The organism is Rhizobium sp. SYY.PMSO, from assembly GCF_046840415.1.
Classification (GTDB): Bacteria; Pseudomonadota; Alphaproteobacteria; order Rhizobiales; family Rhizobiaceae; genus Rhizobium.
Genome location: NZ_CP177349.1, coordinates 1362132 through 1380335, shown reverse-complemented (window position 1 = coordinate 1380335; position 18204 = coordinate 1362132). Strand labels below are relative to the sequence as shown.

At 60.9% G+C, this 18204-nt stretch carries 17 protein-coding genes; 13 read left to right on the top strand and 4 right to left on the bottom strand.

What is annotated here, in order from left to right:
• Nucleotides 1–216: 216 nt before the first annotated feature.
• From ACJJVH_RS06690 to ACJJVH_RS06670, 5 genes are all read left to right on the top strand, one after another.
• A complete protein-coding gene (locus tag ACJJVH_RS06690; RefSeq protein WP_112802511.1) occupies nucleotides 217–681 on the top strand; it encodes an iron-sulfur cluster assembly scaffold protein in 465 nt (154 codons plus the stop codon).
• A gap of 15 nt (nucleotides 682–696) precedes the next feature.
• Complete coding sequence (yidD, locus tag ACJJVH_RS06685; RefSeq protein WP_412064956.1) at nucleotides 697–1119, top strand: membrane protein insertion efficiency factor YidD; 423 nt, start codon at nucleotides 697–699, stop codon at nucleotides 1117–1119.
• A gap of 4 nt (nucleotides 1120–1123) precedes the next feature.
• Nucleotides 1124–1651, top strand: coding sequence for a DUF1697 domain-containing protein (locus ACJJVH_RS06680; RefSeq protein ID WP_412064955.1), 528 nt, complete (start codon nucleotides 1124–1126; stop codon nucleotides 1649–1651).
• 129 nt (nucleotides 1652–1780) lie between these two features.
• On the top strand, nucleotides 1781–3769 hold the full coding sequence (gene thrS / locus ACJJVH_RS06675; protein WP_112802518.1) for a threonine--tRNA ligase: 1989 nt from the start codon (nucleotides 1781–1783) through the stop codon (nucleotides 3767–3769).
• A 144-nt stretch (nucleotides 3770–3913) separates the two neighbouring features.
• The gene (locus tag ACJJVH_RS06670; RefSeq protein WP_112802520.1) at nucleotides 3914–4753 is read left to right on the top strand and encodes a lysophospholipid acyltransferase family protein; all 840 of its coding nucleotides are present in this window, start codon (nucleotides 3914–3916) and stop codon (nucleotides 4751–4753) included.
• A 22-nt stretch (nucleotides 4754–4775) separates the two neighbouring features.
• Here the strand turns inward: ACJJVH_RS06670 and ACJJVH_RS06665 are convergent, their stop codons facing one another.
• Nucleotides 4776–5843, bottom strand: coding sequence for a hypothetical protein (locus ACJJVH_RS06665; protein WP_112802522.1), 1068 nt, complete (start codon nucleotides 5841–5843; stop codon nucleotides 4776–4778).
• A gap of 155 nt (nucleotides 5844–5998) precedes the next feature.
• On the opposite strand from ACJJVH_RS06665, the gene ACJJVH_RS06660 reads away from it, so the two are divergent.
• From ACJJVH_RS06660 to ACJJVH_RS06645, 4 genes are all read left to right on the top strand, one after another.
• Entirely contained in the window at nucleotides 5999–6586 is a 588-nt protein-coding gene (locus ACJJVH_RS06660; protein ID WP_112802524.1) for a nitroreductase, read from the top strand.
• Entirely contained in the window at nucleotides 6586–7191 is a 606-nt protein-coding gene (locus ACJJVH_RS06655) for a flavin reductase family protein (RefSeq protein WP_113361238.1), read from the top strand. Before ACJJVH_RS06660 ends, ACJJVH_RS06655 begins: the two co-directional genes overlap by 1 nt.
• Before the next feature lie 113 nt (nucleotides 7192–7304).
• On the top strand, nucleotides 7305–8459 hold the full coding sequence (locus tag ACJJVH_RS06650) for a DUF2336 domain-containing protein (RefSeq protein ID WP_113361236.1): 1155 nt from the start codon (nucleotides 7305–7307) through the stop codon (nucleotides 8457–8459).
• A gap of 136 nt (nucleotides 8460–8595) precedes the next feature.
• Nucleotides 8596–9060: a GNAT family N-acetyltransferase gene (locus ACJJVH_RS06645; RefSeq protein ID WP_412064954.1), complete on the top strand. Its 465-nt coding sequence runs from the start codon at nucleotides 8596–8598 to the stop codon at nucleotides 9058–9060.
• Between the two features lie 7 nt (nucleotides 9061–9067).
• Here ACJJVH_RS06645 and ACJJVH_RS06640 read toward each other — a convergent pair whose 3' ends face one another.
• Complete coding sequence (locus ACJJVH_RS06640; protein ID WP_112802528.1) at nucleotides 9068–10246, bottom strand: AI-2E family transporter; 1179 nt, start codon at nucleotides 10244–10246, stop codon at nucleotides 9068–9070.
• A gap of 423 nt (nucleotides 10247–10669) precedes the next feature.
• Complete coding sequence (parE, locus tag ACJJVH_RS06635; protein ID WP_112802532.1) at nucleotides 10670–12733, bottom strand: DNA topoisomerase IV subunit B; 2064 nt, start codon at nucleotides 12731–12733, stop codon at nucleotides 10670–10672.
• A gap of 202 nt (nucleotides 12734–12935) precedes the next feature.
• Between parE and ACJJVH_RS06630 the strand changes: the two genes are divergently transcribed.
• The 4 genes from ACJJVH_RS06630 (at nucleotide 12936) to ACJJVH_RS06615 (ending at nucleotide 17156) form a co-directional block, all read left to right on the top strand.
• Nucleotides 12936–13832 carry an alpha/beta fold hydrolase gene (locus ACJJVH_RS06630; RefSeq protein ID WP_412064953.1) on the top strand — a complete coding sequence of 299 codons (897 nt, stop codon included), beginning with the start codon at nucleotides 12936–12938 and terminating at the stop codon, nucleotides 13830–13832.
• A 137-nt stretch (nucleotides 13833–13969) separates the two neighbouring features.
• A complete protein-coding gene (gene tpiA / locus ACJJVH_RS06625) occupies nucleotides 13970–14740 on the top strand; it encodes a triose-phosphate isomerase (protein WP_412064952.1) in 771 nt (256 codons plus the stop codon).
• Between the two features lie 114 nt (nucleotides 14741–14854).
• Nucleotides 14855–15385, top strand: coding sequence for a preprotein translocase subunit SecG (gene secG, locus ACJJVH_RS06620; protein ID WP_113406090.1), 531 nt, complete (start codon nucleotides 14855–14857; stop codon nucleotides 15383–15385).
• Nucleotides 15386–15527: 142 nt separating this feature from the next.
• Nucleotides 15528–17156 carry a CTP synthase gene (locus ACJJVH_RS06615; protein WP_112802539.1) on the top strand — a complete coding sequence of 543 codons (1629 nt, stop codon included), beginning with the start codon at nucleotides 15528–15530 and terminating at the stop codon, nucleotides 17154–17156.
• Here ACJJVH_RS06615 and ftrA read toward each other — a convergent pair.
• Nucleotides 17119–18156 (bottom strand): transcriptional regulator FtrA, encoded by a 1038-nt coding sequence (ftrA, locus tag ACJJVH_RS06610; RefSeq protein WP_412065140.1) that lies wholly within the window; start codon nucleotides 18154–18156, stop codon nucleotides 17119–17121. The genes ACJJVH_RS06615 and ftrA overlap by 38 nt on opposite strands.
• Between the last annotated feature and the right edge of the window lie 48 nt (nucleotides 18157–18204).

Here is an 18204-nt window from a genome sequence, read left to right as displayed (position 1 = left end):
AGATTTCGTACCTTTGGCGGGCTCCGGGGCGTTCTGGCTGGCGGACAAGCCTGCCGTCCTGCACGGTTTCCCATCAAACTTACAGAAGACCATTGCATTTCGATGGTCTTCGAACGACATACATATAGTATGGCATTGTCCCTGTGAAAGTGTCCTAAACGGACACGCTGTGTTTTTTGTTACGAAACGCAAAACAGGTGCATCGGAGCAAAATCTGTGATGGACGACATCTACAACAGCAAAATCCTGGAGTTTGCCGGCAATATCGCCCGTATCGGCAGCCTTCCCGACGCCGATGCCAGTGCCCAGGCCCATTCCAGACTCTGCGGTTCTCGCGTAAAAATCTGGCTGAAAATGGACGGCGACCTCGTGACCGATTTTGCCCATGACGTCAAGGCCTGTGCGCTCGGCCAGGCCTCATCCTCGATCATGGCGCTTCATGTCGTCGGCGCTTCGGCAGATGAAGTGCGCAAGGCCCGCGAAGACATGCTTGCCATGCTCAAGGCCGACGGCGAGGGGCCGGACGGCCGTTTCGAGGACATGCGCTATCTGAAGCCGGTCAGGGACTACAAAGCCCGTCACGCCTCAACCATGCTGACATTCGATGCCGTCGTGGATGCGATCGGACAGATCGAGACGGCGCGTCAGGGCGGGAACGTCAAAACGGCCGAAGCCGTCTGAACGGGACGCCGATCCATGTGCCAATTCTGTCTTATGCAGGACGACGATGAAGATGAAGGTGGAGCGGCGCCGTCAGGACATGCGCGCCCCAAAGTGTCGCCATCCGCTGATAAGGTGATGAAGTCCCGCAATTATTCCGGGCCATTCCGCAAGACGCCCGACCGGCTTTTCGGCATGGGCCTCATTCGCCTCTATCAGTTGACGCTATCGGGTTTCATCGGCAATTCCTGCCGTCACATCCCGACCTGCTCGGAATATGGCTACGAGGCCGTTGCCCGTCATGGGCTTTGGGCTGGCGGCTGGATGACGCTCTTCCGCGTCTCGCGCTGCGGGCCAGGTGGTACGAGCGGGCTCGATCCGGTGCCCGGCGAGCTGGAGCGCCGTTATCACTGGTGGACGCCCTGGCGCTATTTTCGGCTCGGGCAAAAGGCCGCCTGACCGTATGGCGGTCTATGTCGCGCTGCTGCACAGCATCGTTCTTGGAGCGAGACGCCGGGTCGTTATGGCCGATCTCAGGACAATGGCGGAGGGGCTTGGCTTTCGCAATGCCCGCACGCTGGTTGCAACCGGCAATCTCGTTTTCGAATGCGAGAGGCGGCCAGTTGCTTCAATCGAGGCCAAGCTCGAGGCAGGTTTTACCGCTACGTTCGGCAAGCATGTCGATATCATCGTGCGAGACGCCGAGACGTGGCTGAAGCTTGCCGAGCGCAATCCGTTTGTCGATGGTTTCGGCAGTGAGGTCATTATCCGCGTCATGCGCCAGCCGCTCGAACCTGAGGTTCTCGATACACTTGCGAGATATCGCCAGGACGAGCGGATGGCGGTGATCGACGGCGATCTCTGGATCGATTTCGGCCTGAAAGCCAGCCAAACGAAGCTGCTGCCGGCTTTGACAACGAAACGCCTCGGGATCGGAACTATGCGAAATTGGAACACGGTGCGCGGTTTGGCCGAGATGATCCGGGCCTAGCGCCGCTTTTCCTTTACTAGATGGCGAAATGCGTCTATCAGGCGCGCGGGCAGTCAGTCAAAATTTACTTACTGCACATCTTTCGAAACCACCCGCATTCGTTGGCGGGACTGGACAAGGAGAATATCGATGTCCCAAACCGTTTCCCTGACATTTCCCGATGGTTCCGTGCGCAGCTTTGCTGCCGGCACGACCGGTCGCGATGTCGCCGAATCCATTTCCAAGTCGCTGGCCAAGAAGGCTGTCGCCATTGCTATCGACGGCACCGTGCGCGACCTTTCCGATCCGGTCACCGACGGCAAGATCGAGATCATTACCCGCTCGGACGACCGGGCGCTGGAATTGATCCGCCACGACACCGCACACGTTCTCGCCGAAGCCGTGCAGGAGCTTTGGCCGGGAACGCAGGTGACGATCGGCCCGGTCATCGAAAACGGCTTCTATTACGACTTCGCCAAGAACGAGCCCTTCACGCCGGATGACCTGCCGGTCATCGAGAAGCGGATGCGCGAGATCATTCAGCGCAACAAGCCGTTCACCAAGGAAATCTGGTCGCGCGAAAAGGCCAAGGAAGTCTTCGCCGCCAAGGGCGAAAACTACAAGGTTGAACTGGTCGATGCCATTCCCGAAGGTCAGGATCTGAAGATCTATTACCAGGGTGACTGGTTCGATCTCTGCCGCGGCCCGCACATGGCCTCGACCGGCCAGATCGGCACGGCCTTCAAGCTGATGAAGGTGGCTGGCGCCTATTGGCGCGGCGATAGCAACAATCCGATGCTGACCCGCATCTACGGCACGGCATTCGCCGAGCAGGCGGATCTCGACAACTACCTGCATATTCTTGCCGAAGCCGAGAAACGCGACCATCGCCGTCTCGGCCGCGAAATGGACCTGTTCCATTTCCAGGAGGAAGGCCCCGGCGTCGTCTTCTGGCACGGCAAGGGCTGGCGCATGTTCCAGACGCTGGTTTCCTACATGCGCCGGCGGTTGCAGGGCGACTATCAGGAGGTCAACGCGCCGCAGGTGCTCGACAAATCGCTCTGGGAGACCTCCGGTCACTGGGGCTGGTATCGCGACAACATGTTCAAGGTGACTGTCGCCGGCGACGACACCGACGATGATCGCGTCTTCGCGCTGAAGCCGATGAACTGCCCGGGCCATATCCAGATCTTCAAGCATGGCTTGAAGTCTTACCGCGAACTGCCGATCCGCCTTGCGGAATTCGGTGCGGTCCATCGCTACGAGCCTTCGGGCGCGCTGCATGGTCTGATGCGCGTGCGCGGCTTTACGCAGGACGATGCGCACATCTTCTGCACCGACGAGCAGATGGCCGCCGAATGCCTGAAGATCAACGATCTCATCCTGTCTGTCTATGAGGACTTCGGATTCAAGGAGATCGTCGTCAAGCTCTCGACCCGCCCGGAAAAGCGTGTCGGCTCGGACGAGCTCTGGGACCGCGCCGAAAGCGTGATGATGGACGTGCTGAAGACGATCGAGGCGCAGTCCGAAGGGCGCATCAAGACAGGCATTCTGCCGGGCGAGGGTGCGTTCTACGGGCCGAAGTTCGAATATACGCTGAAGGATGCCATCGGCCGTGAATGGCAGTGCGGCACGACGCAGGTGGATTTCAACCTGCCGGAACGCTTCGGTGCATTCTATATCGACCAGCACTCCGAAAAGACGCAGCCGGTGATGATCCATCGCGCCATCTGCGGCTCGATGGAGCGCTTCCTCGGCATTCTGATCGAGAACTTTGCCGGCCATATGCCGCTGTGGGTCTCGCCGCTGCAGGTCGTCGTCGCGACGATTACCTCGGAAGCCGATGCCTATGGCGAAGAAGTCGCGGAAGCGCTGCGCGATGCCGGTCTCACGGTCGAGACCGACTTCCGCAACGAGAAGATCAATTACAAGATCCGCGAGCATTCGGTGACGAAGGTTCCGGTGATCATCGTCTGCGGCAAGAAGGAGGCCGAGGAGCGCTCGGTCAACATCCGTCGCCTCGGCAGCCAGTCGCAGACCTCCATGTCGCTCGATGAGGCGATCGCATCGCTTTCCCTGGAAGCGACGGCGCCGGACATCCTGCGCAAGCGTGAAGCGCGGCGTATCAAGGCCGCTTGATGGCCATTGATCTCTGACGGCACCTTCAGGGTGCCGTCAGAGAACTGACATAAATCTTTCATATAGTTGATGAATCGATGCGTCGCTGTGGCTGCAACATGTGACGCAACCGAACCATAGGAGCGGGGCAGCCCCGTCGCGCACTTGGAATTCAGAGAATTATCCTACGCCAATGAACGGGATCCGCGTATCAAGCGCTGGCTCATCCGCTCCATCGAAGGCCTATCCGGCCGTGATCGTTATGCCCGGCTCTATGATATCTGGCGTACCGATATCGTCGGAAAGAGCGAACGGGTTTTCGGCAAGATGCTCGATCTCATCGACGTGCGTCTGCTGATCAAGGGCGAGTGGCCGCCGGGCCAAATTCCCGAGGCGCCGATCGTCATCGTTGCCAACCATCCCTATGGGATCGGCGACGGGATCGCGGTGCTGGCACTTGCCGAGCAGCTTGGCCGCCCTTTCAAGGTTCTCATCAACAACGAATTGTTGAAGGTGCCGGAAATGCTCGACTATTCGCTCCCTGTTTCCTTCGAGGAAACCAAGGAAGCAATGGCGATCAACATGAAGACCCGGCATGAGGCCGTTCGCCTGCTCAAGGAAGGCACGACGATCATCATCTTTCCCGCCGGTGGCGTTGCAACCGCCAGGAAGGGGTTTGGCCGGGCTGAGGATCTGCCTTGGAAGATATTCCCTGCCAAGCTCATCCAGGCCGCGCGCGCCAGCGTCATCCCGATCTATTTCGAGGGGCAGAACGGCCGCTTGTTCCATCTGGCAAGCCGTATTTCGATGACCCTGCGGATTTCACTGCTGATCCGCGAGTTCCGGCGTCTTTCAGGCAGCACGATCACCGCCCATATCGGCGCGCTCAGAAGCTGGGAGGCGCTCAGCGAGGGCAGCGACCGCAAGGATCTGCTGTCGAAGCTCTATGGAGCGGTCTTCTCGATGGCGCCCCCGAGACGGATGCTGCGGCGCAAGGCGGGATAAGCGGGAAGGGCGTTGCGCCGGCTCAATCCATGCTTTCGCCTTCATCGCCGCCGGATGGCGCCAATTGCTCATAGGTCGGCAGCGGCTGCTGATTGGTGGTCGCCGGTGGCGTCTGGCTCTGGCGCATCGGCGGCATCTGGATCGGAAGCTGCCGGGCCGGCTGTTCGTCATCGGCATCCTGCGGCTGTTGCTCCTTCATCAGCACTTCGACATCCGTATTCATGCCTGCGGCCACGGTGAAATCGCGCTGATAGATCTTGTCCTTGTTGCGGGCGACGGCGGTATAGCGACCTTCGGCAAGCACCATCGTCGGAAAGGCGCTGACGCTTTCCCCGACGATATCGCCCGCCGCCGTCAGGACCGACCAGGCCGTGTCGGCGATCGCCTCGCCGCCGGAGTCCGAGACCAGCTTGAGGGTGATCTTCGCCGCCCTGTGCTGGATGGTCGCCTGCGTCACCTTGCCGGCTTCCACCTGGATATCGGCGCGGATGACGGCGTTGACTTCGCCATATTCGGAAACGACATGATAGGTGCCGGCACTCAGGCCGACCAGCGTATTCGGCTTGACGTCGTCCATGACCAGGCCGCGCTCACCGTCTTCCTTGGCTTCGCTGGAATAGATCGAGAAGCTCAGCTCATCCGGCGGGATCCGGACATCGGATCCGGATACGGCGTTCAGGACCATGCCGCCCGCATCGAGGACCATCGTCTGCTTCTGCATGTCACCCGTTGCCGGCACGCTCAGCCTCTTGGTGACGCCCGCGCGGCCGAAGGAGACGTTGACGAAGTAATCGCCCGGCAAAAGGTGGAAGGAGGCCGATCCGCCCCGCGAACTCGCGACCAGCGGCAGCTTGCCGTCGGGACCTGCTATCGGGCTGAAGACATACCAGGAAAGGCCCTGCTGCTGCGGACTGCTCTGGGGCGTCATCCTGGCTTCGAGGAGAACGTCGCGCAGGGTGCGGGCCGGCGAATTCTCACCGTCTGGCGCCATGAAGGCGTTGAGCTTCGGCATCTTCGTGCTGCCGTCCAGCTGCTTGAATTCCTTGAAAGCTTCCTGTGCCGAGGCAGCCGTGCTCAAGCTGACGAGCATCGCGAAAGCTGCGCTCAATCGGCGAGCGGATGAAAAGCCTGACATGGATACCCAACCGATTGACTTCCGATAAAACACACGCCACTTCAAAACCAATGCAGTGGCAAATTCAAGACCCACATCCTCCCATAAGCCAAAATGAAGGCAGTCCTTTCATGAAAACCGATATCAAGCTTGTCGACTATCTCGCGGTGCGCCGATCGATTCCCGCGTTTCAAATGTCGGAACCGGGGCCGGACAAGGCCGAGATCGAGGAGATTCTCCGGCTGGCCTCGCGCGTGCCGGATCACGGCAAGCTCGCCCCCTGGCGCTTCATCGTCTATCGCGGCAAGGAGCGCGTGCGTATCGGCGAGGAGTTGCTGAAGCTGGCGCTGGAAGCCAAGCCGGATCTTTCCGAGGAAATGATCCAGGTCGAGCGGACCCGCTTCACCCGCGCTCCGGTCGTCATCGCGGTTGTCAGCACTGCCGCGCCGCATTTCAAGATTCCGGAATGGGAACAGCTGATGTCGGCCGGCGCGCTTTGCTTGAATTTGCTGATCGCCGCCAATGCCCATGGCTGGGTTTCCAATTGGCTGACCGAGTGGTTTGCCTTTGACGAGCGCGCCTATCCGCTGCTTGGCGTCCAGCCGGGCGAGAAGGTGGCGGGCTTCATCCATATCGGCTCGACGACCTTCCCGCCCGTCGAGCGTCCGCGGCCGGAACTCTCCGAAACCGTGACCTGGGTCGGCGGCGAGGACGCGTGATGTTCTACACGACGGACAGCAATCGTCATGGCCTGGCGCACGATCCCTTCAAGGCCATCGTCGCGCCCAGGCCGATCGGCTGGATCGGCAGCAAGGGCAGGGACGGTTCGCTGAACCTGTCTCCCTATTCCTTTTTCAACGCGGTCAGCGACCGGCCGAAACTGGTGATGTTCTCATCCGCCGGCCGGAAGGACAGCGTGCGCAATGTCGAGGAGACAGGCGTTTTCACGGCTAATCTCGTCAGCCGCAATATCGTCGAGAAGATGAACCACTCCTCGATTGCCGTTCCCTATGGCGTCAATGAGTTCGAGCTGGCCGGGTTGACGGCCAGGACCGGCGAGCTGGTCGATGCGCCTTATGTCGGCGAGGCCTTTGCAGTCCTCGAATGCCGTGTAACGGAGGTGCTCCAGCCCAAGGGTCTCGATGGCGAGGTGTCGGAGAATATCATGGTCATCGGCCAGGTCGTCGGCATTCACATCGACGAAACGATCATTCGGGATGGCAGGCTGGATATGGCTCTTGCGCGGCCTGTCGCCCGCATGGGCTACATGGATTACAGCGAGGGCAGCGACGTCTTCGAAATGCTGCGGCCGAAAGCCCCCTGAAGGATGCCATTTGCGCTGAAATGCGAAAGGTTAATAAGCACGGTAAACGACCCGTAAACCTTTCCCCGATAGCGTGAGCGATATGGGTTTGCGGGGCTGGAATCGCCTCGTCGATATCGGGGCGCTACGTGATCATAGAAGCATTTCTTCGCTGGGCTGAGACCGCCAAGGCAGAAAGCCGAGCCAGGGCGGCCAACGCGCTCGGCAGGGCCTATCTGCAATCGGAAATGCCGACGGAAGAGCGGGCGGCCGCGGAGATGGCGATGACCTATCTGCTGGACGATCCGTCGCCGCGCGTGCGGCTGGCGCTTGCCGAAGCGGTCTCCCGCTCGGCCGGTGTCCCGCGCAACATCATTCTGTCCCTTGCCGAGGACCAGCCGGAGATTGCAGGGCAGGTCATCCTGCTTTCGCCTGCATTCACCGATGCCGATCTTGTCGATCTCGCGTTGAATGGCAGCGACGTGACAAGGGTTCTGATCGCCTCCCGCGGGCAGGTGCCGCGCGCAGTCTGTGCAGCGATCGCCGAGATCGGCGGAGAGACCGAGATATTGTGTCTGCTGGAAAATGACGGCGCTTTGCTTTCACAAGCTGCGCTGAAGCGCATAGCGGAGCGGATGGGCGGTTGCGCCGACATACGCGGGCTGCTTCTTTCGCGGGATGCGCTGTCCTCTGATACCAGGCACTTGCTGACGTGCCGGGTCAGCGACGCGCTTGCGCAATCGACGCTGGTCCAGGCGCTAATCGGCGGCAGCAGGCTGCAGCAGGTGACGCGCGAGGCAACCGAATCGGCGACCGTCGCCATCGCGGGGGCGGCGCAGCATGAGCAATTGCCCGATCTGGTGGAGCATCTCAGGCAAAGCGGCTGGCTGACACCGGCCTTCCTGATGCATGCGCTGTGTTCCGGCAAGGTCGATTTCTTCGCCTGCGCGATCACCAATCTTTCAGGTCGCGATGAGCGGCGCGTGCGCTCGATCATTTCCAGGGGCCGCGTCTATGCCATCCGGGCGCTCTATGAAAATGCCGGCCTGCCAAGGGATGTCAGCACGATCTTCGTCGAGGCGACGCTGATCTGGCGCGAAGCCACCCGCAAGAGCGGCGCTGCCTTGCTGGAAAACGTCTCCTCGCGGCTGATGCGCAAATTCCGACTCGCCGAACAGCCTCCCGCCGCCGCATCGCAGCTCCTCGACATGGTGGAAAAGCTGGCGAATGCGGAACGGCGCCAGGCCGCGCGCAGCTTTGCCGCACTGGCGACGCTCGCCGCTGCATGATATCCAGCCGTAGATTTAGAGCCCTTACGCTTTTCCTCGAATCGCGAAAGTGCTCTGTCCATTTGTTTCTACGCAATTCCGAACAGAAAACCGCCATGCGCTTTTCCTGGAATTGTTCTATGTTCCGAGGTTCATCTTGTCGTTGACGATATCGGTCGAATCCCCGCGTCAGGAGGGCGTCATTCGCCTTCTGGATATGTCGAGTGCCTATGCGGAATCGCTTTATCCGCCCGAAAGCAACCATATCCTCGACCTGGCCTCACTGGAAAAACCGGAGGTGATCTTCTGGGTTGCCAGGCTGGAAGGAACGATCGTGGGGTGCTGCGCCCTGATGGCGGCCAGTGACGGCACTGCGGAGATCAAGCGGATGTTCGTCGATCCCGCAGCCAGGGGACGTAGCGTTGCGCGCAAACTGATGGAAACGCTCGAAGCGGCGGCTCTCGAAAGACGCCTTTCAGCGATCCGGCTGGAAACAGGCATATACCAGCCGGAAGCAATCGGCCTTTACCGGGCGTTCGGCTACGCCGAAATCCCGCCCTTCGGCAGCTATCAGCCGGATCCGCTCAGCCTGTTCATGGAAAAGCGGTTTACACGGCAATAGATTGGGCTCAGCGCTCGGCCGCGTCCCGAACATGCAGTTGCAGTTCCGGCTCCTGCGCCTGCTGCTCCTCGTTCAATTCAGCTTCACGTATCCATTCGCGCCAGATGGCGACGATGATCGCCATCAGAACCGGGCCGATGAAGAGACCGAGGAAGCCCATGGTCTTCACACCGCCGACCAGACCGAAGAAGGTCGGCAGGAAGGGCAGCTTGATCGGGCCGCCGACGAGCTTCGGCCGGAGCGTCTTGTCGACGATGAAAAGCTCGATGGTGCCCCAGAGGAAAAGGGCGATGCCCGCCCAAAGCGAACCGCTGGCGATGAGGTAGATCGAGACGAGCGACATGGACAGCGGAGCGCCGCCCGGCACCAGTGCCATGACCCCCGTGAGAACGCCAAGCGTGATAGCGGAGGGTGCGCCGGCGATCCAATAGGCGACCCCGAGAACGATGCCTTCGCCGATGGCAATCAGCGTCATGCCCATCACGGTCGAACTGATCGTCGCCGGCACGACGCGGGAAATCCGCTCCCAGCGATTGGGCAGAATGCGTTCACCGAGCAGATCGACCTGTCGAACGAATGTCGAGCCGTCACGATAGATGAAAAACAGGGCGATCAGCATGAACAGCAAGGTAAGGACGACGTGGAACGCTCCGCCGCCGGCGGCGAGCACCGCCCGGTAGATATTGCCGATATGGGCGCCGCTCACGAGCTGCGCCAGTTCACCGAGCGAGCCGGGGCTGCCGACATATTGCGTCCACTGATCGCCGAGCCAGACACCGATGACGGGCAACGCGAGAATCCACTGCGGCGGCGGCGCGCCCTCGCGGTTGACATGCACCGCCCAGCTGAACCATTCGCGCACCTCGCCAGCCATATAAATGGCGGAGAGCACGATCGGCAGGACCAGAAAGGTCACGATGAACGCAATGGCGATGGTGGCGGCGAGTGTCGTGTTGCCGCCGGTGCGGCGCACGATATCGTTATAGAGGGGCCAGGTGGCAAAGCCGATTACGGCGGCGGCCAGAACGGGAACGAGAAAGCCATAGAAGAAATAGATGCCCGCAATGGCAATCAGAATCAGCAGCCAGCGTGCAGCGGAAATGGACGGTATCAGCGGCAGGCGCGCATGCGCGCTGGGCCCGAGCCACCGATGCTCCCTCGGCTTTTGACGTTCAAATACACCCACCGGACTTACTTCGCCCCTCTTTATTAGATCAACCGGTTATGGGGTATGATCTTGGCCGTTTCAAGAGCAATGGCCCCAAGCTTCTTAGTCAACCGCCATGACAATAACACGACTGTTGCACACGCTGGAATAAAGCCGACAGAACGCGACGAACTATCGTGAAGGCAAAAGACCGGCTTTTCCGCTCAAATTGACATTATTGACCGCCATCGAGATCAATAGATCGTCGCCGGGTTCCGGTATCGCCGAAAATTATACCTGCTGACGCCGGTTCGATGTTCATGGTTTGCGCGCGGGAGAAATTACCCATGTAGACGGCTGAAATGCCGCCATTCATACATGCGTCGTTATCTTCGTGCCGGACAATCCGGCGAACATCGCCAGGTCGGTCGGCCGGGGCAATCGGCGATTGCTGCCCGGCCTTCAGATATCCAGATCGTCGGCGAAAGCCGCCCGTTCCTGGATGAAGCGGAAGCGGGCATCGGCCTTGGTGCCCATAAGATTGTCGACGGCGTCGCGCGTGCCCTCGAAATCGACCTCGTCGATCTCGACGCGCAGGAGCGTGCGCTTGGATGGGTCCATCGTCGTTTCCTTGAGCTGGGCCGGCAGCATTTCGCCCAGACCTTTGAAGCGGCTGATCTCGACCTTGCCTTTGCCCTTGAATTCCGTCGACATCAGTTCCTGCCGGTGGGCATCGTCGCGGGCGTAGATGGATTTCGAGCCCTGCGTGATCTTGTAGAGCGGCGGCACGGCCAGGAAGAGATGGCCCTGGCGTATCAGCTCCGGCATCTCCTGATAGAAGAAGGTGATGAGCAGCGAGGCGATGTGGGCGCCATCGACGTCGGCATCGGTCATAACGACGATGCGATGGTATCGGAGATCTTCCTCGCGATATTTCGAGCGCGTGCCGCAGCCAAGCGCCTGAACGAGGTCGGCGATCTGCTGGTTGGCGGAAAGCTTTTCGCGGCCGGCGCTGGCGACGTTGAGGATCTTGCCGCGCAGCGGCAGGATCGCCTGGTTGGTGCGGTTTCGCGCCTGCTTGGCCGAGCCGCCTGCCGAATCACCCTCGACGAGGAAAAGTTCGGCGCCTGCGGCAGCACTCTGCGAGCAATCCGCCAGCTTGCCGGGCAGGCGCAGCTTTCGGACGGCGGTCTTGCGGTTGACTTCCTTTTCCTTGCGGCGGCGCATGCGCTCCTCGGAGCGCTCGATTACCCATTCCAGCAGTTTTTCGGCTTCGGCCGGATTGTCGGTGAGATAGTGATCGAAGGGATCGCGCAGGGCATTTTCCACAATGCGCTGCGCTTCTACTGTTGCGAGCTTGTCCTTGGTCTGGCCGACGAATTCCGGCTCGCGAATGAAAATCGACAGCATTCCGACGCCGGAAATCATCACGTCGTCGGTCGAGATGTTGGCCGCGCGCTTGTTTTGCGTCAGTTCGGCGTAGTTCTTCAGGCCCTTGGTCAGGGCGATGCGGAAACCGGCCTCGTGCGTGCCGCCTTCAGGGGTCGGGATGGTGTTGCAATAGGAATGGATCTGCGGGTCGCCGCCATACCAGGTGATCGCCCATTCGAGCGAGCCGTGGCCGCTTTCCTTTTCCGACTTGCCGGCAAAAATCTCGCGGGTAACGGTGAACTCGTTGCCCATCGTCGCCTTGAGGTAATCCTTCAGTCCGCCGGGGAAATGGAAGACGGCCTTTTCGGGAACATCGGCGCCTTCGGGCGCCAGCTCCGGATCGCAGCTCCAGCGAATCTCGACGCCGCCGAACAGGTACGCCTTGGAACGGGCCATGCGAAAGACACGGGCAGGCTCGAAGCGGGCGTGATCGCCGAAAATCTGCGGATCGGGATGGAAGCGGACGCGCGTGCCGCGGCGGTTATGCACGTCGCCGAGTTCTTCGAGACCGCCGACCGGCAGGCCGCGTGAGAAGCGCTGGCGATAGAGCTTGCGGTTGCGGGCGACCTCGACTTCCAGATCGTCCGACAGCGCATTGACGACGGACACGCCGACGCCGTGCAGACCGCCCGACGTCTCGTAGGCTTTGCCGTCGAATTTGCCGCCGGCATGCAGCTTGGTCATGATGACCTCGAGCGTCGACTTTCCGGGCACCTGCGGATGGTTTTCCACAGGAATGCCGCGGCCGTTGTCCGTGACGGTCAGATATCCCTGCCGATCGAGGTAGACCTCGATGAAATTGGCGTGACCCGCAACCGCCTCGTCCATGGCGTTGTCGATGACTTCGGCGAAAAGGTGGTGCAGCGCTTTCTCGTCCGTGCCGCCGATATACATGCCGGGACGCATGCGGACCGGTTCGAGCCCTTCGAGAACCCGGATGGAACTCGCGCCGTATTCCTCCGGCGACGAGGTTGCCGGTGCCGCGCGTGCAGGTGCGGCCGTCGCGGGCTTTTCAGCCTTCGCGGCAGGCTTTTCCGCTGCTTCCGGTTTCGGCGAGCGGGGTAGTCCGGAGAAGAGATCGTTGCTGTTATCCATAGAACTTCAAGCTGCTAGATTTGTCCTGGAGGGGCCAAACCCCGTTATTGTCGCATTTATCGCCGCTATTCGCGAATCACCGTGATTCTGCCAGAAACGGCGCACAAGAGCGATGGCGCCCCATGAGGGGCATATTTATAAGAGATTTGCGTTGCCGGGTGACGAATGGCAAGCCCGATGGCCGATCGGAGGAAGTATCCGCATGCGAATGTCCACAGCTCATTTGCCTATCCTGTCCGCAATATCGGGCATTCTGCTGCTGGCGACCGCCGAGGGTGCGGCCGCAGACATGCTGAAACCCTTCAAGGACGAGCTGTTTTCCAATCAAACCGTCATCGAGAGCCACGATAACGGCGCGTTCCAGACGATCGACTACCAGGAAATGCGGGATATCAACGGCCGCGACCAGATCCCGGAAAAGCGCGTCAAGCCGGCCTATGTCGATACGGGCGTGCGCTGGAAGTCGCAGGAGGACGAAACGCTGCAGCTCGGCGACCGCAAGGTCGACGTCACCCGCGTCGGCCCGGCATCCAAGCAGGCCTTTACCGTCATCTTCATCCACGGCCGCGGCGGCGACCGGCGGCTCGGCTCCAACGACTATACGTTCGGCGGCAACTTCAACCGGCTGAAAAACCTCGCTTACCGCAATGGCGGCACCTATTACGCACCGAGCGTCAAGGGTTTCGACAGCAACGGCGTCGCCGATATCGCGGCGCTGATCCGCTATTCCTACGAGCAGTCCGGCGGCAGGCCCGTCATTCTCACCTGCGCCTCCATGGGCAGCTTCGTCTGCTGGGGCATCACCCGCGATGCCGAAAGCGTCAAGCGCCTCAAAGGCATGGCGATCCTGAGCGGCGTCACCGATCCCGATTTCATCAAGAGCGCCTTCTACAAGGCGAGGCTGCCGCTCTGGTTCACGCATGGCAGCAGGGATCCGGTCTATGCGGCGGCCAACCAGCAGGCCCTGTTCGAGAAGCTGTACAAGGCGCATTATCCGACACGGTTCACGCTGTTCGAAACCGGAAATCACGGGACGCCGGTGCGCATGACCGATTGGCGCAAGGTGCTCAACTGGATCGTCGATCCACAGGCTTCGTGAAACAGGCGGGACGATCGGATTTATTTTCCGGATAAGCATTTTCAAACGATTTGAACCGGCTTCGCCTTCATTCGGTAACTTTCCTTTCCTGCTCCTTTTTGTTAGTCCGACTGATGGAATAGGGGGAGACAACCGGAATGACGAAAACCGTACGGCCGCTTCTGGCCGGAAACTGGAAGATGAACGGCACCCGCGCGAGCCTGGATCAGATCAAGGCGATTGCCGACGGCGTCAAGACGCCGCTATCGGAAAAGATCGATACGCTGCTCTGCCCCCCGGCCACATTGCTCTATGTCGCCACAGCGCTTTGCGACGACAGTCCGCTCGCGATCGGCGCGCAGGATTGCCATCAGCAGGTCAGCGGTGCCCATACCGGCGATATTTCGGCGGAAATGATCGCGGATTGCTTCGGCACCCACGTCATCGTCGGCCATTCCGAGCGGCGCCGGAACCATGCGGAAAGCGATATGCTGGTGCGCGCCAAGGCGCAGGCGGCCTATGATGCAGGGCTCATCGCCATCATCTGCATCGGCGAGACGGCCTATGAGCGCAACAGCGGCCAGACGGTCGACGTGCTCAAGCGCGAGCTTGCCGGCTCCATCCCGGACGGCGCCACGGCGGAGACAACGGTGGTTGCCTACGAGCCGGTCTGGGCGATCGGTACGGGCGTGGTGCCGACCCGCGAAAACGTGGAGGAAGCGCATGCCTTCATCCGCGCCGAGCTCATCGAACGCTTCGGCAAGGAAGGCGCGAACATGCGAATCCTCTACGGCGGATCGGTCAGCGGCGCCAATGCGCGCGACCTTCTGGACGTTCCGCATGTCAACGGCGTTCTCGTCGGAGGGCAGAGCTTGAAAGCCGCCGACTTCCTTGCCATCTATGCCGCATTCGATCGGCAGTTCGCCTGAAGCAACAACTTGCCCGGAATTCCATCCTTAAAAGGGCTTGGAATAGGCGAGAGCCTCATGTAAAGAGCCGCAAGCTTTTGTTTTTGATGCCCGCCCGCGGGCAGGACTGGATCTATGCAAACCGTACTGCTTGTCATCTATCTCATGGTTGTCGTCGCCCTTATCGGCGTGGTGCTGATTCAGCGCTCGGAAGGTGGCGGCCTCGGCATCGGCGGCGGATCGGGCTTCATGTCTGCGCGCGGTACGGCCAACGCGCTGACGCGCACCACGGCCATCCTGGCGGCGCTGTTCTTCGCGCTCGCGCTCGGCATGAATGTGCTTTCGCGCTTCGAAGCTCGCCCGACCGACATTCTCAACCGTATCCCGAGCACAGCCGGCCAGGGCAATGGCATCCTCGATTCGCTCGGCGGCCAGAACGGCGCCGCACCGGCCAACAGCCAGCCGAAGCCGGCCGACAACAGCGGCGTGCCGAACAGCGGAGCCGTCGCTCCGCAGTCGCAGGCGACGCCGCCGGCAACGACGAACCAGCCTGCCGCCGCAGCACCTGCGCAGCAGACCCCGGCCGCGACCGGTCAGCAGACCGCGCCGGCAGCTGCCACGCCTGCGCCCGCCCAGAGCGGCGGCGACGTTCCGACCGGCAAGTAAGCCCGGTCGTAAAGATCATCCCCGGCAGGTCCTCGGATCTGCCGGTTTTGTTTTGTCTATATTCCGCCTCGTGCGTCCAAAGTTCCGGAAACGAATTTTAGGACTAGCGGAATCATTTGTGAAAAGGTATCCGGTGACTCCCATGGCGCGATATGTATTCATCACTGGCGGCGTGGTTTCTTCCCTCGGAAAAGGAATTGCGGCTGCGGCTCTCGGAGCGTTGTTGCAGGCTCGTGGTTATCGAGTCCGCCTGCGCAAACTCGACCCCTATCTGAACGTGGACCCGGGCACCATGAGCCCGACCCAGCACGGCGAGGTCTTCGTCACCGACGACGGTGCGGAAACCGACCTCGACCTCGGCCACTACGAGCGCTTTACCGGTCGCTCGGCCACCAAGACCGACAACATCACCACCGGTCGCATCTACAAGAACATCATCGACAAGGAACGTCGCGGCGATTATCTGGGCGCGACCGTCCAGGTCATTCCGCACGTCACCAACGAGATCAAGGATTTCGTCACCGAAGGCAATGACGACTACGATTTCGTCATCTGCGAGATCGGCGGCACCGTGGGCGACATCGAAGCCATGCCCTTCATGGAAGCGATCCGCCAGCTCGGCAACGACCTGCCGCGCGGTACGGCGATCTACGTTCACCTGACGCTGATGCCCTATATTCCGGCTGCCGGCGAATTGAAGACGAAGCCGACGCAGCATTCCGTCAAGGAACTGCAGGCGCTCGGCATTCACCCCGATATCCTGCTCGTGCGCGCGGATCGCGAGATTCCCGAAGCGGAGCGCCGCAAGCTTTCGCTGTTCTGCAACGTCCGTCCTTCCGCCGTCATTCAGGCGCTCGACGTCGCCAACATCTACGACGTGCCGATGGCCTACCATAAGGAAGGTCTCGACAATGAAGTGCTGGCTGCTTTCGGAATCGAGCCGGCTCCGAAGCCGCGTCTCGACCAGTGGGAAGAGGTCTGCAACCGCATCCGCACGCCGGAAGGCGAGGTGACGATCGCCATCGTCGGCAAGTATACCGGCCTCAAGGATGCCTATAAGTCGCTGATCGAAGCGCTGCATCACGGCGGCATCGCCAACCGCGTCAAGGTCAAGCTCGAATGGATCGAGTCCGAGGTCTTCGAAAAGGAAGATCCGGCACCCTACCTCGAGAAGGTTCACGGCATTCTGGTACCCGGCGGCTTCGGCGAGCGCGGTTCGGAAGGCAAGATCCTGGCCGCCCGTTTCGCACGCGAGCGCAAGGTGCCGTATTTCGGCATCTGCTTCGGCATGCAGATGGCAGTCATTGAGGCCGCCCGCAATCTGGCCGGCGTCGAAAACGCCTCTTCGACCGAATTCGGACCGACGCCGGAACCGGTCGTCGGCCTGATGACCGAATGGTTGAAGGGCAATGAGCTGCAGAAGCGCACATCGTCCGGCGACCTCGGCGGCACGATGCGTCTCGGCGCCTACAAGGCGGCTTTGAAGAAGGGCACGAAGATCTCGGAGATCTATGGCACCACCGATATTTCGGAGCGCCATCGTCACCGCTACGAGGTCAACATCGATTACAAGGATAAGCTGGAAGATTGCGGCTTGACCTTCTCCGGCATGTCACCGGACGGCGTTCTGCCCGAAACGATCGAATATGCGGATCATCCGTGGTTCATCGGGGTTCAGTACCATCCGGAACTGAAGTCGCGGCCGCTGGAACCGCATCCGCTGTTCTCCAGCTTCATCGAAGCGGCGACAGAGCAGAGCCGTCTGGTCTAAGGACCGTAAATCGCTTGCGGTAGTCGCTCGGGCTGACCGCAAGCCTTTCCCGAAAATGATGGCGCATGGTGGCGAGCGATCCAAATCCGCTGGCCACGGCGACATCGTCAAGCGAAATGGCCGCCTGTCTTTCGAGCAGGTCCCTTGCGCGCCGCAGCCTCTCGCTCAACAGCCATTCGCCCGGTGACATGCCTGTGGTCGCCTCGAAGCGACGCTGAAAGGTCCGGATGCTCATGCCGGCCCGGGCTGCCAGTGCAGCAATGGGCTGCTCTTCCTGCAGGCGCTCGCGCATCCACTCAAGCAAAGGCCCAAGGCGAGCTCCCTCGCGCTGCCTGAGAACCGGAGTTTCGATATATTGCGCCTGGCCACCTTCACGATGCGGCGGTACCACCAGCCGGCGCGCGACGCTGTTGGCGATGTCAGGTCCGAAATCCCGGCGCACGACATGCAGGCAGAGATCGATGGCGGCAGCACTTCCCGCCGCGGTCAGCACGCTGTCTTCATCGACGTAGAGAACATCGGCATCGACGGTGATATCCGGATAGCGCGCCGCGATGGAATCGACATAGCGCCAATGCGTCGTCGCCTTGCGGCCGGCGAGCAATCCGGCAGCGGCAAGCACCGCCACGCCCGAGCATAGCGACATGATGCGAACGCCGCGGCGGCTGGCCGCTTGCAGCGCGTCCACCAGCGGGGCGGGGACGACCGTGCCGATGCCGCGCCAACCGGGCACGACGATCAGGTCGGCATCGGCGATGACCTCAAGCCCATGGTCGACCTGGACAGTCAGTCCGCCGGCGGCGCGTAGCGGCCCATTCTCGATCGCGCAGGCGGAAAAGCGATACCAGTCGGCGCCCATCTCGGGCCGCGACAGGCCGAAGATTTCATAGGCGATACCGAACTCGAACGTGCACAACCCGTCATAGACAAGCGTGACGACATGCGGACCGAGAAGAGTGGGCTTATCCAAATTTGGCATGATGTTGACGCTATATGGCATCTCGGCCAATTTCAATTCAGGGATCGCTCGGCCATGAATGCAATGGAA

Coding starts and splice junctions, on each gene's coding strand:
- yidD (WP_412064956.1), top strand. CDS start 697: ATGTGCCAATTCTGTCTTATGCAGGACGACGATGAAGATGAAGGTGGA.
- ACJJVH_RS06680 (WP_412064955.1), top strand. CDS start 1,124: ATGGCGGTCTATGTCGCGCTGCTGCACAGCATCGTTCTTGGAGCGAGA.
- thrS (WP_112802518.1), top strand. CDS start 1,781: ATGTCCCAAACCGTTTCCCTGACATTTCCCGATGGTTCCGTGCGCAGC.
- ACJJVH_RS06665 (WP_112802522.1), bottom strand. CDS start 5,843: ATGCTCGTCAGCTTGAGCACGGCTGCCTCGGCACAGGAAGCTTTCAAG.
- ACJJVH_RS06660 (WP_112802524.1), top strand. CDS start 5,999: ATGAAAACCGATATCAAGCTTGTCGACTATCTCGCGGTGCGCCGATCG.
- ACJJVH_RS06655 (WP_113361238.1), top strand. CDS start 6,586: ATGTTCTACACGACGGACAGCAATCGTCATGGCCTGGCGCACGATCCC.
- parE (WP_112802532.1), bottom strand. CDS start 12,733: ATGGATAACAGCAACGATCTCTTCTCCGGACTACCCCGCTCGCCGAAA.
- ACJJVH_RS06630 (WP_412064953.1), top strand. CDS start 12,936: ATGCGAATGTCCACAGCTCATTTGCCTATCCTGTCCGCAATATCGGGC.
- tpiA (WP_412064952.1), top strand. CDS start 13,970: ATGACGAAAACCGTACGGCCGCTTCTGGCCGGAAACTGGAAGATGAAC.
- secG (WP_113406090.1), top strand. CDS start 14,855: ATGCAAACCGTACTGCTTGTCATCTATCTCATGGTTGTCGTCGCCCTT.
- ACJJVH_RS06615 (WP_112802539.1), top strand. CDS start 15,528: ATGGCGCGATATGTATTCATCACTGGCGGCGTGGTTTCTTCCCTCGGA.
- ftrA (WP_412065140.1), bottom strand. CDS start 18,156: ATGCCATATAGCGTCAACATCATGCCAAATTTGGATAAGCCCACTCTT.